Raw genomic sequence first — 16,024 nt, 5'->3', positions numbered from 1 at the left:
TTTCGCAGGGAGGGGAACCATGGCTACTGACAGCGGTCAAAAATTCATTCGACGAAACCGCGCACCACGCGTGCACATAACATACGAGGATCCTTACGACGCCGAGCGGCTGATCGAGCTGCCGTTCGTCATGGGCGTCCTCTCCGACCTCTCCGGCAATAACCCCGGCATCGAGAAGTCGAAGGTCGAGGAGCGTAAGTTCCTCGAGTTCGATATGGACAATTTCGACAACCGCATGGCCGCAATCCAGCCCGGCGTGACGGCGCGCGTCGCCAATCGCCTCAGCGATGGTTCCGACGAAAAGATCTCGGTCAACTTGCGCTTCAACAAGATGGCAGACTTCACTCCGGTGGCAGTCGCCCGCCAGGTGCCGGCCACCGCCAAGCTGCTCGAGGCACGCGAACAACTCGCCAACCTGCTGCGCTACATGGACGGCAAGGTGGCCGCCGAGGACCAGCTGAAAAAACTTCTCGCCGATCCTCAACTGATGGCAGCGCTGCGGGAACGCGCGACAAGCCAGTCGAGCGAACCTGGCACCGAGAGCTAAGGAAGGAATGGGGACCATGGCAAAAGAAGCTGTTCACACAGAGAGCCCTACCCAAGTCAAAACCGTCGAAGCTGATGAGTTTGCCAGCCTGCTAAAGCAAAGCTTCAAACCGCGCACTGAACGTGCAGCGACCGAAGTCGAAAACGCCGTATCCACGCTCGTTCAAGAGGCGTTGAAGGACACAAGCGTCATAAAGTCGGACGTCCTCGACACCATCGAGGAGATGATCGCGCGGATCGACCAGAAGCTGACCGCGCAAATGAACGAGATTCTTCATACACCTGAGTTCCAGGCAATCGAAAGTGCGTGGCGCGGTCTCCACTACCTCGTCTTCAATTCCGAGACCGACGCCAACCTGAAAATCCGGGTGATGAACGTCTCAAAGAACGAGCTGTATCGAAATCTGCGGCTTTATCCCGATGCCCGCTGGGACCAGAGCCCCCTTTTCAAGCAGATCTATGAGTATGAATTCGGCCAGCTGGGTGGCGAGCCTTTCGGCTGCCTGATCGGCGACTATTATTTCAGTCACCTCCCCACCGATGTGCAACTGCTCCGCGATCTCAGCAAGATCGCCGGCGCCGCACACGCCCCCTTCTTCAGCGGCGCCGAGCCGACGCTGATGGGAATGGACTCTTGGACCGAGCTGTCCAACCCTCGGGACATCGGCAAGGTGTTCGATACGCCGGAATATGCCGCATGGAAGGGACTGCGCGATCAGGACGACTCGCGCTATCTCGGCCTGTGCATGCCGCGCGCGCTCGGCCGCCTCCCCTACGGCGCGAAATCGGAGCCCGTGGAAGAGTTCGCCTTCGAAGAGGAGACGGACGGACACACCGGCGACAAATACGGCTGGATCAACGCCGCCTACGCAATGGCCGTCAACATCAACCGCGCCTTCAAGGAGTTTGGCTGGTGCACGCGCATCCGCGGTGTGCAGTCCGGCGGTGAAGTTATCAACCTGCCGACGCACACGTTCCCGACCGATGACGGCGGCGTCGACCTGAAATGCCCGACCGAGATCGCAATCAGCGATCGCCGTGAGCACGAACTTGCGAAGGCGGGCCTCATCCCGCTGATCCATCGCAAGAACACCGACAAGGCGGCGTTCATCGGCGCTCAGTCGCTCTACAAGCCGAAGAAGTATTTCGGCGAGAAAGGCGTGGATGCCACCGCCTCTGATAACCTGTCGTCACGACTGCCCTACATGTTCGCTGTGTCTCGCTTTGCGCACTATCTGAAGTGCATGGTTCGCGACAAGATCGGATCCATGAAGGAGAAGGATGAGCTGACGGTCTGGCTGCAGACCTGGATCAACGAGTACGTTGATGCCAATCCAGCCCTGTCGTCAGAAGCTCAGAAGGCGCGCAAGCCGCTGGCCGCTGCGAAGGTAGAGGTCATAGCAAACGAGGAGAACCCGGGATATTACAACGCGCGCTTCTTTCTTCGTCCACACTTTCAGTTGGAGGCGATGGACGTCGGCCTCAGTCTGGTTTCGCGCCTTCCCGGCCCCGGCTCCTGACGCCGCAGCATCGCAACCGTAACATGCAGAAATTTGAAAGGACTATGCTATGGCTGTTGACATTTTCCTGAAACTCGATCCGATTAAGGGCGAGTCGCTGGACGACAAGCACAAGGACGAAATCGATATTTTGAGCTGGTCGTTCGGCGAGAGCCAGTCAGGCACTTTCCACAGCGGTTCGGGCGGCGGTGCCGGCAAGGTCAGTATCCAGGACCTGCACTTCACGCACTTCGTCGACAAGGCCACGCCGGAGCTTTTCAAAGTCTGTGCGAACGGCAAGCACATTGATACGGCGATCCTCACGGTGCGCAAGGCGGGTGAAAATCCGCTGGAGTATCTCAAGATCGAGATGAAGCACATTCTGGTCACGAGTGTATCGACGGGCGGATCGCACGGCGAAGATCGCCTCACTGAAAACGTGAGTCTGAATTTCGCCAAGGTCAAGATGACGTACAAGACCCAGACGGAAAAAGGCGGCGCTGGAGCGGCGCCGGTGTTTGGCTGGGACGTTCCCGCCAACAAGGAATGGGCCTGATCGTCGGCTTCTGCTTGGCGTTGGTTGCGATTAGCTGAGCCGGCGCCGCACGGTGCGATTGCGTTGACGTCTCGGCGGGAGCGGTTACGAGCACGACCGCCTGCCGAGGCGACAACCATTCTGGAGACCAGCTGATGCTCCGCGAAAGGGCATAGCGGGCCCGGCATCTTGGGGAAGGTAAATGACCATTACTCCAAAGAGGGATCGTCTCTCTCCCCCGCTAATGCTGGCCTTTCGCTTGGCTCATGAAGCTCGCGATGCGCGCAAGAAGCTCAATTTGCGCGATGAATTCGGTGAACGGGTCATTGCCGGACGGCGTAGCGCCGGCCGCTTTCCGATCTCGGAAACGCTGTTGCGGCGGGAAATCTCTCATGACCTTGAAGCCCTTCTCAATACCATTGCTCTGGAATCGACTTTGGATCTGAGCGACCGGGATTGCGTCCGGAGATCGATCTTGAACTACGGCTTCCCCGATATCGCCCACCGCTCGATCGACGAGGTTACGGACGACGAACTCACCGACGCGTTGCGCGAGACGCTAGCGACCTACGAGCCCAGACTCGATCGCAAGACGATTCGGGTTCGTCGCGACGGCTCGGTCGGCCCTGAGCAGCTGAAGCTGCGCTTCATCGTTCACGCCGACCTCAAAGCTGAGCCGCTCAACGTCCCCGTGGAATTTGTCGCCGACGTCGATCTCGACAGCGGCGACATCCAGATCAATCGACTTTAGCATGAATCGCGAATTCCTCGATTTCTACAATCGTGAACTGTCATTGCTGTACGAGCAGGCGGGAGATTTCGCCGAAGAATATCCAGGCATCGCAGAGCGCCTCGGCGGCCTGATCCGAGACCGCTCGGACCCGATGATCACGGGACTGCTGGAAGGCGCTGCCTTTCTTGCCGCCCGCGTTCAGCTCAAGCTCAAGCACGAGTTCCCGGAATTCACTGCAAACCTGCTCGAGCAACTGGTGCCGAACTATCTTGCGCCGACACCTTCGGCCATGCTGGTGACCGCACGGCCACCCTATGCCGACCCGGCGCTGCGTGACGGCAGGAAGATCGCGCGCGGCGCCTATTTCGACGCGACCTATCGCGAGAGAGAGCGAAGTCTTTCCTGCCGGTTTCGACTTTGCCGCGACATCGTGCTCTGGCCATTTGACGTCACAAGCGCCGAGTATTTCTCGACGGCGGGCGCTCTGCAGGCGCTCGGTATCCCGATCGGCAGTGACGTCATCGCGGGGCTGAGGCTATCGTTGACCCATCGTAGTGCGGCCCGGCTCGACGACGAGCCGCCGGACGCGGAGGCTCGGACCAAGCCGGAAACGTGGTTCGCAGGCTGCCGCGTGAGCGAGCTTCCGATCTACCTGTCCGGTGCCGAATCCGACGCCATCGCGCTTTACGAGCAGTTGATCTCGAATTGCACGGGGGTCTACTTCCGACATCTCGACGACTTCGGCGATCCGGTGGTGACTCGTGCCCCCCATGACAGCGTGCAGCAAATTGGTTTCGACGAGAATGAGTCTCTATTCCCTAACGATAACCGGATCTTTCGTGGCTCGGAATTGCTGCGTGAATATTTCATGTTTCCACGCAAGTTCCTCGGCATTACCCTCACCGGGCTTCGCGGGGTGATGTCACGGCTGCGCAGCAAATCGATCGATATTGTCTTCGCATTCGATGAACACAGTTCACGATTGGCCGCCTCGGTGCGCCCCGAGACGTTCAGGCTCTATACCGCGCCGGCGATCAATCTGTTCGAGAAGACGAGTGATCGTATTCCGGTCAAGTCGAATACGCACGAGTACCATGTGGTGCCAGATCGCAGCCGCTATCTGGAATACGAACCGCACCAGGTGCTCGAAGTCTACGCACACCTTCCGGCAGAGAAGGATAAGCGGCCCGTGCGCCCGCTATATTCGGCCGCCGTCGACCGGAGCGGCGGGTCGGTCGACAGGCTTTATTTCACTGTGCGCCGCTTGCCGCGGCGCCGCACAGTGGAAGAAAAGACATACGGCGCCTCCTCAGACTACACCGGGACGGACATGTTCCTGTCGCTGCTCGAGCCCGGTGAATTGAGCGGAAAAGGCTCTGTCGCGGAACTGAGCGTTCGGGCTCTCTGCTCCAATCGCCATCTCACGGAGCACTTGCCGGTCGGCCAGGGCGGCGCCGATTTTCGTTTACTGGACGACACATCTCTTGATCTGATGTGCGTCGCCGGTCCGACGCCGCCGCGCGAGCCGGTGGTGGCCCAATTGCGCAGCCGCAGCGAAATCGTCAACAGCGGCGTTGTCAGCTGGCGGCTCATCAACATGCTCAGCCTCAACTATCTTGGGCTCGTCGAGCGCGGTGGCGGCAAGAACGCCGGAGCGCTGCGCGAGATGCTGTCCTTGTTCGCCGACCAATTCGACGACGCCACGGAACGCAAGATCCGCGGCGTGCGCAGCATAGAAAGCCGCCCCATCGTGCGACGCGTGCGTGAGCGCACCGGCAGCGGCGCAGCACGTGGCTTGGAGATTATCGTCACGCTCGACGAGAAGGCATTTGAGGGCAGCGGCGTGTTCTTGCTCGGGGCGATCCTGGAACGCTTCTTCGCCGACTATTCCGGCTTCAACACCTTCACCCAGACGGTCATCTCGACGCCGGAGCGCGGCGAGATCATGCGATGGCCGCCGCGCATGGGCACGCGGAGACCGCTATGACGCTGATCGACCAGATGAAGGCCGAGCCCTGGCGTTTCGATTTTTTCCATACGTTACGCCAGTTCGAGCGCGCCAACCCGGATCGACCGCGGATCGGTGACAGTGCCGCCCGCCGCGACGAATATGTCGACCTCGGCCAAGTGCCTTATCTGGAGTTTCCCGCCTCGAACCTCGCGGCGGTGGACGACCAGAGTGGCCGGCTCAGGATCCTCGTCAAATTTCTCGGCCTCCTGGGCCCGCAGGGCGCCCTGCCCATTGCCACCACCGACGAAAGCCTCAGCTGGTGGCTGATGCGGGATGACGCTTTCCCGCGCTTTCTCGATCTGTTTAACGGGCGCTTCCTGCAACTCTTCTTTCGTGCCTGGGCCGACGCGCGCCCGATCGCGCAGCACGACCGCCCGGCGGACGATCGCTTCATTGCCTATGTCGGCTCCTTCGCCGGCTTGGGCACCGATGTTTTCGCCGATCGCGATACCGTTCCGGACATGGCGAAGCTCAGCTTCGCTGGGCTGGTCGCGCCAAGGGCGAAGTGTGCATCACGGTTGACGCGATTCCTGCAAGGACTGTTCGAGGTCAAAGTCGAGATCGACGAATTCGTCGGCACTTGGCTCTCGTTCGACCCAAGTCACTGCAGCCGGCTCGGCGGAACGCATGCGAGGCTCGGTCAGGACGCCCTTCTGGGCTCGCGCGTGTTCAGCGTCGAGGACAAGATCAGAGTTCGGGTCTTTGTCAGAACATTTGCTCAGTACGAACAATTCCTGCCGACCGAAACACCCAACCTGTCGGAGCCACTGGCCGACGCCGTTTTCTTCTATGTCGGCGACGAATTGGAATGGGAAGTAGAGCTCGCGATTCCTGCCGGAGAGGTTGTACCGGTCAGGCTCGGACAAAGTGGTCGACTTGGATGGACTTCTTGGGTCTCGCCGAACTGGGCCTCCACAGAAGAATATCGCCGCGATGCCCGCTTTCAGCTCGGGGAGCGATTGAGATCCCGCCGGAGCGCCGCAGCCAATGCCACGGCGATTTGAACCTATCGATAGTGCTGATCGCCTAATGCTATGGAATTTGAAGCCAATTCCGCATGATGACAAGCATCCGCGGAGAAGTTGAGCAGGAGGAGCCGCCGTGACCGACATCAGCATTGAAGCTGTAACGGGCAAGCTGAACCGGGCCGGCTATGATGCCTTCATACAGGCCCTGCGCCACGCAAAGAGCGCCGGCAATCGCAACGTCGAGCTTGCGCACTGGCTGTTTCATATTCTGCAGCAGGAGGGCAACGATCTCAGCCTCTCGGTCGATCACTACAAGCTCGACCGCGCGCGCTTATTGTCGGACCTGGCCGGCGTGATCAGCGGCTTTTCTAAGAACGAGACCGACATGCCGGGCGTCGCGAATTCGGTCATCGATCTGCTCGATCGCGGCTGGCACTATGCCACGCTCTTCTTTGGCGAGACCCAGATCCGCACCGGTCATCTGCTCGTTGCCGGCCTGAAATCGAACGATATTCGTCGCGCGCTGAACAACCTCTCGCGGGAATTTGCCAAGGTCAACGTCGACGCACTGGCGGCGGAACGCCGCGCTGTCTGGACCGGCTCCGATGAGGAGACCATGCGGCCGATGGACGGATCGGGCCTGGTTGGCGCCGGCACGCAGGGCGCGGCCCAAGCTGGTCCGAAGGGCACGACGCCGCTCGACCGGTTCTCCCAGGACCTTACTGCCAAGGCTAAATCGGGCGAAATGGATCCGATCCTTGGCCGGGACGAAGAAATCCGCCAACTGATCGACGTGTTGATGCGTCGGCGGCAGAACAATCCAATTCTCACCGGCGAGGCTGGCGTCGGCAAGACCGCAGTTGTCGAAGGCTTCGCGCAGCGCATTGCCGCCGGCGACGTGCCGCCACCGCTGCGCGGTGTAAGGCTCTGCACACTCGACATCGGCCTGATGCAAGCCGGCGCCTCCATGAAGGGCGAGTTCGAGCAGCGCTTGCGGTCGGTGATCGACGAGGTCCAGAGCTCACCTACTCCCATCATCTTGTTCATCGATGAGGCCCACACACTCATCGGCGCCGGCGGCGCCGCCGGTACCGGCGATGCGGCCAATCTCCTGAAACCTCCCCTCGCCCGTGGCACGCTGCGTACGATCGCCGCCACCACATGGGCGGAATATCGCCAGTACATCGAGAAGGATCCCGCGCTCACCCGGCGCTTCCAGCCAATCCAGATCGATGAACCTGATGTGGAGACCTGCTGCATCATGCTTCGCGGACTTCTCGGTCCGATGGAAAAGCACCATGGCGTTCGCATTTCGGATGCTGCGATCGTCGCAGCAGTCAACCTGTCCCACCGATACATTCCTTCACGGCAGTTGCCGGACAAGGCGGTTAGCCTGCTTGATACAGCCTCGGCACGCGTAGCCATCAGCCAGAGCGCGACGCCGGCCTTGATCGAGGATGCACGCGTGGCGATTGCCGCTCGTGAAGCTGAGAGATCTGCGCTCGTCAGCGACGGCGACCTTGGGATAGAGGACAACGAGCGCATTGTCGCGATCGACAACGACATCGCCGCACTGAAAGACAAGCTGACGAACCTCGATGGCGATTGGGCGGTCGAGCAGGAGCTCATCAAGGACATCCGCAGCATTCGTGAAATCCTGTCCAGGCCCAAGGAAGGCGAAGATCCGGCTGCCAGGCGCGCGGAGCTGCGCGGCAAGTTCGACACACTTGAGACCATCAATCCGGAAAAGCGAATGGTCTATGCCCATGTAGACCAGCAGTCGGTGGCGTCCGTTGTCTCTGATTGGACCGGCATCCCGGTCGGCCGGATGATGCGTGACGAGATCGAAACCGTGCTGAAGCTACCGGAGATCCTCAACCGCCGCGTCGTCGGCCAGTCCCATGGGCTGACAATGATCGCCAAGCGAATTGAGACCAGCCGCGCTAAGCTGGACAACCCGTCGAAACCGATCGGCGTATTCATGTTGGCTGGCCCATCCGGTGTGGGCAAGACCGAAACCGCCCTGGCGCTTGCCGAGACTCTTTATGGCGGCGAGCAAAACATGATTACGATCAACATGTCAGAGTTCCAGGAAGCGCACACCGTCTCGACCTTGAAAGGCGCACCTCCCGGGTATGTCGGCTATGGCGAAGGTGGGCGCCTCACCGAGGCCGTCCGGCGCAAGCCCTATAGCGTCATTCTGCTCGACGAGGTGGAGAAAGCTCATCCCGACGTCCATGAGATTTTCTTTCAGGTATTCGACAAAGGAACCATGGAGGACGGCAACGGGCGACGGATCGACTTCAAGAACACTTTGATCATCCTTACCACCAACGTCGGCACCGATATGATCATGGGCCTATCACGCGATCCAAAGTATCGCGATGAGCCGGAAGAGCTCGCCAGGATGCTAAGGCCGGAGTTGCTCAAGGTGTTCCCAGCGGCGCTGCTCGGACGCATCGTCTCGATACCGTACTTCCCGCTATCGGACGAGATGCTGTCCGGGATCGTGCGTTTGCAACTCGACCGCATCGGAAGGCGCCTTCGTGACAATCATAACGCGACCTTCGGTTATGACGACGCGGTCGTCGAGCACATTGTGTCGCGCTGCAACGACCCCGACTCTGGTGGGCGAATGATTGACAACATCATCACCAACACCCTGCTCCCCGAGCTGTCGCGCGAATTCCTCAGCAAGTCGCTCGCCAAGGAAGAGGTGAAGGAAGCACGTGTCTCGATCGACAACAACAAGTTCGCATATTCGTGGAATTGAGCACGATGAACATTCAAACCGAGCATCGTCACCCAAACATCGGTCCAACGCCATACGACGAGGTCTACTACCCGGGCCATGTTTATGGGCTTACTCATCCCAACCATCTTGCTACCATGGCCGCCGTTTACGGCATGCAGCCGGCGCCGGTCGAGCGTTGCCGGGTGCTGGAGCTTGGCTGCGGCGTCGGCGGCAACCTGTTGCCGATGGCCTTTCAATACCCGAACAGCGAATTCGTCGGCGTCGACCTGAGCGGCGTGACGATCGAGCGCGGCCGGCAAAATGTCGCTACATTGGGCCTGGAGAACATCAAGCTTCTCCACTGCGACATCATGAATGTCGACGCAATCTTCGGGGAGTTCGACTACATCATCGCTCACGGCGTGTATTCCTGGGTCCCGCCGACAGTGCGCGAGAAGATTATGATGATCTTCAAACAGAACCTCGCGCCGCAGGGGGTCTGCTACGTCAGTTACAATGCGCACCCGTTCTCACATATGCGCGACATGGTCCGCGACATGATGCGGTATCACACCCGCCGCCTCACCGGCATGAAAGAAAAAGTAGGACAGGCCCGCGCAATCTTAAAGTTCTTGAGCGAGGGATCGAAAGCCAACTCGGTTCACGGCGCGATCATGCGCGATCAGTACAACCGCGTCCTCAAGGCGCCCGACGAGCTGTTGTTTCATGACGATCTCGACGAAGGCGCTGAGGCCTTCCTGCTGCACGAGGTTGTCGAGTTTGCAGGCTCTCATGGCTTGCAATATCTAAGCGACGCCGATTTCTCGCGACGCAATCTGGCGGGCTATTCCGAGGAGGTACGCGCGACGTTGCAACGCTTCCCGGAAACCGAGTTCATGGCACGCGATCAGTATCAGGACTTCATCGACGGTAACGGCTTTCGCCGTACCTTGCTCTGCCACGACAACGTCTCGCTCTCCCGCCAGACCGACCTCGATTTCGTCACCCGGTTCTATTTGCTGAGCACGACGAGCCCGGTTGATCCGGACGCCTGCGTAACGGACGATTCAGCGGTGGAATTCGAAAATGAGGACGGTAGCAGGATCACGGTGACCAATTCGCTCTTGAAGGCGGCGCACCTATGCCTCGGCCGCGCCTGGCCTCGCGCGCTGTCATTTGACGAATTGCTCGATGGGGCGCGAGCGCTGCTTGGCGGCGGGCAGGCAGATGATGACCAAAAGGCGTTAACCGAGGCGATGTTTATCCTGGCTTGCAGCGGCGAGGTCTCGTTCCTGCTGTCGCGTCCCTTCTTATTGACGGAAGCGACCGAGCATCCGCAGGCGAGCCTGCTCGCGCGAAAACAAGCGCAAACAGGTCCGCTCGTCACCAATCTCCTCCACCAAACCGTGCAGTTGGAGGACGACCGAACCAGGGATTTCCTGCAATTGCTCGATGGTACGCGGACCATCGACCAGATCACGGCCGAAATGACTGAGAAATTTGGCCCGACCATCCAGGTAGATCAGAAGGATCGTGCCAGGAAGCCCGCCGAGCCGCTGCTGCTATCAACGCGAGAAAGCGTTCAACGCTCGCTTGCGATGGTCGGCAAGTTGGGCTTGCTAATCGCCTGACGCGCTCATGTGCGCCGGGCACCGTGGAAGGAGTGGCGGAAGGAACCAGAAGATCTGCTACCTCCCAACAGGCGAGGTGCCCATCACTCAGCCATCGTGGGTGTACTGCTGGCCGAGCAGCCATCCGGTGAGAATACCACCGGGTCCGCTGGTATAGACCGGATGAAGGCCCACGCCGGCGCGCAGCATCCGCCATTCACTCTCGCCGACCCAGGGAATGCCAGGATCACCCTTTTGGTATTGCGACAGTAACGTTTTGGCGACCTCAGCGGCATTGGCGTAAATCGGGCCGTTGGCCCAGCGCGGCCGCGGGAGGCCGGTCATGCGGCAATAGAGCGCCGTGCAGACGTATGCGGACGCCTCTTCGGCATTGGCGTCGAGGCCGGTACGCAACAGATCGTAGGCTGCATGCAGGCTCTCATGGACGATATAGGCTCCGTCCATCCGCCCCGCCGCCGACACGACCTCCAGCGTGTTCGCAGCGACCGCTGTGCCGTCCGCCCTGGTTCTCGCCACATCGTTATATTGTGCGGCAACGCCTGCCGCGAGATCCGTCGGAGCCCTGACGGTGACCCGCCCCAACCGGATCGCGCGGGCGACGTGATGGAACGTTTGCGGCGCAATCGTCACGTGGCTGCCGCGGATCGGAAATCGGAAACGAATGCGTGCGACCGCCGGCCCATTGAGTATATCCAATACCCTGCCTCGCAGTGACATCTGATCGTCCTCGCCGCTTAAAGTACCCCCTGCATAGTGGTCGCCGATTCCAGTTGGCGGGTTCAAACTGCATCGGTGCTGGGGGAATAGGGGTTTGACTCTTGCCGGAATTGGCATGGGGCCTTCGGCAACTTCATAGAACGAGCAGACATTGAACCCGAACCCGTTCGGGCGAGACCAATCTGAGGTGAGGATTGCCACGGAGGGCGCGCCATGACGACGACCGATCCGACGACGACCGACACTTACCGGAAGATCGCGGCGCGATTGACCATGCTGCGACCGCAGATCGATTTGAAGAATTACTTTGCCGGCGCCAACCCGAATGTGCGCCTTTATGACGAGAAGCCCTACATCCGACACCAACTCGAGAAGTATGGTGTCGCTGCCGCGACGACCACGCTCGACGGCGTCACCTTCCTGCCCAAGGACTGGGAAGAGCTGATCAAGAAGCTGCGCATTGCCAAGACGACGGACGGATTCGACGCATTCGCCGAAGGGCAAAGCCCGGAAAAGGCGTCGCATTGGGCTCTCGATCTGTCGATGGCGGCAACGATCGGCAAGGGGTTTCGGGAGATCTGGCGCCCAAAGCTGTCCGACAAGCCACTCTCAACGCGGGATCTCCCGGGCCGGCACGGCTTCGGGCTCGGGCGGGACCGCGGACAATGGAGCGATGCCTACAGCTCGCAATTCGGCAAAGACCCGCAGCCCCAGGACATCACCTCGCTGCATTTCGCAGTAGCACCCGACCGGGTGAACGTGCACATCGACGAAACAGGCTTCGTGTTCGAGGGCGTGGACGGTGCCCTTACGGTCGGGCCGAACTTCATGCACCACGCCGGCAATGAGCTGTTCTGGAAGAGCAACTCACATCTGCCGCGTTGGGCGGCCGAACACATCGACTTGATATTGCCGAACAGCGCGAACGACTTTTCGCGCGTGGGCGTTTCGGTCGACATGTACCAGCGCAAAGATCTGCGCGTCACGGTCACCGGCTCCTGCGGAATTTTCGGCGGTTTCGAGTGCTCCGGAACCGTGAGCGTCAGCGGCACGCATGACCTGCTAGGCTCGAGGTCAAAAGGCCGACGCTAAAGCGGGGAATGCTGGTTCGATTGTCCACGCCTCCAAGCTACGAATGAGGCTCCTCCCTAGCCTACCTGTTCGCGGTCCGAATGAATGGAACCATCGAACCGCCTCAAGGTAACGGCGACCAATGAATATTGGTGGCAAGAGTAGTTCTGCAGGACTCAGCAAGGGAGGTCCTTACATTGCCGAACCAGGAAAGACCCTTGAAGCCTGTCGTCGAAAGCTACGTACCGCCAGCGGGAACGCGACATGCGGTGGCGGCAGGCGAGACCTGGATATCCCTCGCCAAGCGGATCGGCATCGATCCATGGGACCTCATCGAGTTCAATTTTCCGGGCATAAAGCTCGTCAAACAGCGCGATTTCCAACAAGCCACAAGGCAGGTGAACTGGTACCTAGCCGAGTATGTAGGCTGCCGCGCGATATCGCCCGACCGCCAGAATTTTGCGTTTTCTTCCGGTACGACCGGCGGGAAAGGTGGATGGAAAGGCGGCTTCATCTATCTACCGCCAGGTACGCCGCCTCCCCCGCCGATTGCGCCCATTCCACCGGTTGCGCCCACACCAGTGGCCCCGATCCCACCGGCATGTGAAGGAAGCCGACCCGACTTCGCCCGCGTGCTGGACGTCAGCGAACGGGATTTCGCGCGCAACGTCTTTGGCCCGACCCTGCCGCCGTGGGAGACGATCGCGATTACCAATGGCCTGGGAGCAGGCGGAAGACCGTGGACGAACGATGGACCGTTCTTTAGAGGAAGCAATCCCATGGTGCCGAGCATGCGGTATGCCATCAATCTTGGCAATGTCGCGTTCAGTAACCTGGCATCACCTAGCCCCACCTTCGGCCTCCTGTGCGACAACTTCGGTCGAATTTGCGACCTCTTCGTGCACGAAATGACCCATGTGTGGCAGGCGTTCAACGATTCGAACTGGACGATGGCGCGCTCCTTCTGGGCGCAGACAATCGGTGCCGGCTACGAGTACACGCCCGGCGACTCCTGGGACTCATACAACGTCGAGCAACAGGCACACATCGTTGAAGATTGGCACAAATACAAAATCAGTTTGCCGATGCTTGCCGAGGAACGCTATCCGTACGTCCGGCTCGTGATCCGATCTGGACGCCTCACTTTTCCTCGCGGGCTGGATCTGGCGGCATTGAAAAAGGACCTTCAAGATCTGCGCGCAAGGCACCTGGAGTAGGTCCGCCGCAAGGGAGTGGTCGGGAGCTTACTCAAGTGATGCACCAACACGCCGATAATTCGACGCGGTGCGATAGCGCATTCTTCCTCTCTCCAGAGTAGTTTTACGACTTGTCCAGCGTGCTGGTCAGCTTCATAGCGCAAGCACACGGAGAAGAATTGCGCGGCCGCCATGCGACAGGCAATCGACGTCCTGGCAGATTGTTTTCTGCGTCGCTAGCGCGCGGCGCATAGCTCGCGACAACCGCGGTCAGAATAGCCTGGGCTCGACGTACAATTTGCTCGCCCTCGCAGCCGCCGGCGAAATCCAGACCGCGAAATCATCGATCGAGGTTCAAATCTACACTCAGCAAACACGACACCAGCACATTGCCCCGCATGGCGAATTTCCGGTGTGTTGCCGGGCTCAACCGGCGAGCAACGATCCGGATGATTATCCCGGCGCGGTGAACCGGCGCGACACTATTGTGGATTAAGGTTGGGGAAAGCTTTAGCAAGCTTCGCACAGTCCTTGCAGGATTCCGGTGTATACGCGGCGCAAAGCTTCAGATCGTTCGTCGGAGGGTCTTCAACCTGGTCTGCCCTTACGGGCTTTCAACGGGCGTGAGGACGAGTAAGATGCTGTCTCGTGGCCCGGAGGCGGCATGAGCCAGCGCAAGTTCATGGGACTTGTCGGCGGTGCGACAGCATCAGGGCCGGGCATTGCGCTAGCGAGCCAGCGATCAGCCAACGCAGCCGCCGAGCCCGGTTACGATGATCGGCAAGAATTCCCACTGATCATCGCGAACATCCCCGCAACCCCTCGTCAAAAGGCCTGGGCGGTGGGTGTCGCCGTCTTGCTCATCGTCCTTGCAGCGGTCATCGCGCCGTTCGCCCGGATCCAATTGGGCCAGATTAATGGTTTCGTTCCAGTGTTGCAGACCGCGTTGGCCTTGGCCGAGTTCATCACGGCAGCCCTGCTATTTGCTCAATTTTCGATCCAGCCTCAACGGGCACTTCTCGCACTGGCAAGCGGATACGTTTTCAGCGGATCATTCGCATTCTTGCAAACGCTCGCCTTTCCGAACGGATACGCTTCCGCGGGTGTCATTGGGGATGCACTGAACAGCCCCGCTTGGCTTTACGTGCTATGGCACGCAACGTTCCCCGCGGCGATTTTCGGCTACGGGTTCACGAAGGATCATTCCGCCGGCGGCAGACCAGGCAAACCTGCAACAGCCGCGATCATAATAGTTGTCGGGTGCATCGGCGCCGCCGTGGCAGGACTGACGTGGATCGTGAACGCGAAAGCCGAATGGCTTCCTAATTTCTACGTGAACGACGTCAGGCACCAGACCCCTCTCGGCAATCAGGTCAACCTGATGCTTCTGCTATGGAATCTGACTGCTCTCACCGTTTTGTTTGCACGCATGCGCACCATTCTTGACCTTTGGCTGATGGTGACTTTGCTCGCCTACTTGCCGAATTTTCTGGTAGCAATCATCGGCAGCTCGGTTCGGTTCACCATCGGTTGGTACGCAGCACGCGGTTTCGTTCTCGTCGGCAGTTGCATGTTGCTGACCGTATTGCTCATCGAAACGATGTTTATCTATTCGCGCCTTGCCAGCGTCATTGCCCTGCAACGACGCGAACGAGCGAACCGGCTTCTCAGCATCGACGCGGTCACCGGGGCGATCGCCCACGAGCTAAGATCGCCATTGGGGGCCATCTCGCTCAATGCTGCGACAGGCCTAAGTCACCTGCGAGCTGCCCCCCTTGAACTGGAGGACCTCGAGAACATCCTGTCTGACATCGAAGCGGACAGCAGCCGCGCCGCTGACATCATATCGAACATTCGCGAGATGACAATCAAAACGGCGCAGGGCGGCGCTTCAGCAAACGTCGAGGATGTCGCCGAGCTTGCGCTGAGACTGTTGAGGCACGATCTTCTTGCCAATGGCGTATCAGTAATTACGGAGTTTCAGGGCAACATTCCCCCAGTCGCTCTGGGCGGCACTGAGCTTCAGCAGGTTGTCCTGAACCTCTGCAAAAACGCGCTTGACGCAATGAGTTCTGTCCCCGCCGATCAACGACAGCTCCGTATGAAAACCAGCCTTGATGGTGGCGCAACGGTCCGCTTGTCCGTAGAAGACTCCGGCACCGGCATCACACCGCGTCATCAAGAGCGCATCTTCGATCCGTTCTTCACGACGAAACAAGGCGGTATGGGATTGGGGCTGGCCATCTCCTCCAACCTGGTCGGAAGGTGCGGTGGAAAGCTGAGGCTGGTCAAATCGGACGTCAGGGGCTCCGTTTTCGAGCTGGAACTGCCCGTCTCCGCGCCCGCTTCAGTGCAATGACGGTACGGGACCGTCACGATCGTT

Annotated in this window: 13 protein-coding genes; 12 read left to right on the top strand and 1 reads right to left on the bottom strand. The window is 59.7% G+C overall.

All coding sequences use genetic code 11. The features are described from left to right. Nucleotides 1-19: 19 nt before the first annotated feature. The 8 genes from tssB to RX329_RS18630 all read left to right on the top strand — a co-directional run bounded on the left by tssB (nucleotide 20) and on the right by RX329_RS18630 (nucleotide 10,657). Complete coding sequence (tssB, locus tag RX329_RS18665) at nucleotides 20-547, top strand: type VI secretion system contractile sheath small subunit (RefSeq protein WP_026233414.1); 528 nt, start codon at nucleotides 20-22, stop codon at nucleotides 545-547. 16 nt (nucleotides 548-563) lie between these two features. After that, nucleotides 564-2,066 (top strand): type VI secretion system contractile sheath large subunit, encoded by a 1,503-nt coding sequence (gene tssC / locus RX329_RS18660; RefSeq protein WP_018457634.1) that lies wholly within the window; start codon nucleotides 564-566, stop codon nucleotides 2,064-2,066. A 49-nt stretch (nucleotides 2,067-2,115) separates the two neighbouring features. Continuing rightward, on the top strand, nucleotides 2,116-2,601 hold the full coding sequence (locus RX329_RS18655) for an Hcp family type VI secretion system effector (protein WP_018457635.1): 486 nt from the start codon (nucleotides 2,116-2,118) through the stop codon (nucleotides 2,599-2,601). A 223-nt stretch (nucleotides 2,602-2,824) separates the two neighbouring features. Further along, nucleotides 2,825-3,331, top strand: coding sequence for a type VI secretion system baseplate subunit TssE (gene tssE / locus RX329_RS18650; RefSeq protein ID WP_018457636.1), 507 nt, complete (start codon nucleotides 2,825-2,827; stop codon nucleotides 3,329-3,331). 1 nt (nucleotide 3,332) lies between these two features. After that, a complete protein-coding gene (gene tssF / locus RX329_RS18645) occupies nucleotides 3,333-5,300 on the top strand; it encodes a type VI secretion system baseplate subunit TssF (protein WP_317246305.1) in 1,968 nt (655 codons plus the stop codon). Next, nucleotides 5,264-6,328, top strand: a complete 1,065-nt coding sequence (gene tssG, locus RX329_RS18640; protein ID WP_018457638.1) for a type VI secretion system baseplate subunit TssG — start codon at nucleotides 5,264-5,266, stop codon at nucleotides 6,326-6,328. Before tssF ends, tssG begins: the two co-directional genes overlap by 37 nt. Before the next feature lie 97 nt (nucleotides 6,329-6,425). Beyond that, nucleotides 6,426-9,065, top strand: a complete 2,640-nt coding sequence (gene tssH, locus RX329_RS18635) for a type VI secretion system ATPase TssH (protein ID WP_317246304.1) — start codon at nucleotides 6,426-6,428, stop codon at nucleotides 9,063-9,065. Between the two features lie 5 nt (nucleotides 9,066-9,070). Then, nucleotides 9,071-10,657, top strand: coding sequence for a class I SAM-dependent methyltransferase (locus RX329_RS18630; RefSeq protein ID WP_317246303.1), 1,587 nt, complete (start codon nucleotides 9,071-9,073; stop codon nucleotides 10,655-10,657). An 87-nt stretch (nucleotides 10,658-10,744) separates the two neighbouring features. Here the strand turns inward: RX329_RS18630 and RX329_RS18625 are convergent, their stop codons facing one another. After that, the gene (locus RX329_RS18625; RefSeq protein ID WP_231190730.1) at nucleotides 10,745-11,353 is read right to left on the bottom strand and encodes a hypothetical protein; all 609 of its coding nucleotides are present in this window, start codon (nucleotides 11,351-11,353) and stop codon (nucleotides 10,745-10,747) included. A 234-nt stretch (nucleotides 11,354-11,587) separates the two neighbouring features. Between RX329_RS18625 and RX329_RS18620 the strand changes: the two genes are divergently transcribed. The 4 genes from RX329_RS18620 to RX329_RS18605 all read left to right on the top strand — a co-directional run bounded on the left by RX329_RS18620 (nucleotide 11,588) and on the right by RX329_RS18605 (nucleotide 16,000). After that, nucleotides 11,588-12,466: a hypothetical protein gene (locus tag RX329_RS18620; RefSeq protein ID WP_317246302.1), complete on the top strand. Its 879-nt coding sequence runs from the start codon at nucleotides 11,588-11,590 to the stop codon at nucleotides 12,464-12,466. Between the two features lie 197 nt (nucleotides 12,467-12,663). After that, nucleotides 12,664-13,662, top strand: coding sequence for a hypothetical protein (locus RX329_RS18615; RefSeq protein ID WP_317246301.1), 999 nt, complete (start codon nucleotides 12,664-12,666; stop codon nucleotides 13,660-13,662). Between the two features lie 277 nt (nucleotides 13,663-13,939). After that, nucleotides 13,940-14,137, top strand: coding sequence for a hypothetical protein (locus RX329_RS18610; protein WP_317246300.1), 198 nt, complete (start codon nucleotides 13,940-13,942; stop codon nucleotides 14,135-14,137). 168 nt (nucleotides 14,138-14,305) lie between these two features. Further along, the gene (locus RX329_RS18605; protein ID WP_317246299.1) at nucleotides 14,306-16,000 is read left to right on the top strand and encodes an MASE4 domain-containing protein; all 1,695 of its coding nucleotides are present in this window, start codon (nucleotides 14,306-14,308) and stop codon (nucleotides 15,998-16,000) included. The last annotated feature ends 24 nt before the right edge of the window (nucleotides 16,001-16,024 follow it).

The sequence above is a fragment of the Bradyrhizobium sp. BWC-3-1 genome (assembly GCF_032917965.1).
Classification (GTDB): domain Bacteria; phylum Pseudomonadota; class Alphaproteobacteria; order Rhizobiales; family Xanthobacteraceae; genus Bradyrhizobium; species Bradyrhizobium canariense_D.
The sequence above is the reverse complement of the archived record's forward strand: the minus strand, read 5'-3'. Positions and strand labels throughout refer to the sequence as shown.

Coding starts and splice junctions, on each gene's coding strand:
- tssB (WP_026233414.1), top strand. CDS start 20: ATGGCTACTGACAGCGGTCAAAAATTCATTCGACGAAACCGCGCACCA.
- tssC (WP_018457634.1), top strand. CDS start 564: ATGGCAAAAGAAGCTGTTCACACAGAGAGCCCTACCCAAGTCAAAACC.
- RX329_RS18655 (WP_018457635.1), top strand. CDS start 2,116: ATGGCTGTTGACATTTTCCTGAAACTCGATCCGATTAAGGGCGAGTCG.
- tssE (WP_018457636.1), top strand. CDS start 2,825: ATGCTGGCCTTTCGCTTGGCTCATGAAGCTCGCGATGCGCGCAAGAAG.
- tssF (WP_317246305.1), top strand. CDS start 3,333: ATGAATCGCGAATTCCTCGATTTCTACAATCGTGAACTGTCATTGCTG.
- tssG (WP_018457638.1), top strand. CDS start 5,264: ATGGCCGCCGCGCATGGGCACGCGGAGACCGCTATGACGCTGATCGAC.
- RX329_RS18630 (WP_317246303.1), top strand. CDS start 9,071: ATGAACATTCAAACCGAGCATCGTCACCCAAACATCGGTCCAACGCCA.
- RX329_RS18620 (WP_317246302.1), top strand. CDS start 11,588: ATGACGACGACCGATCCGACGACGACCGACACTTACCGGAAGATCGCG.
- RX329_RS18605 (WP_317246299.1), top strand. CDS start 14,306: ATGAGCCAGCGCAAGTTCATGGGACTTGTCGGCGGTGCGACAGCATCA.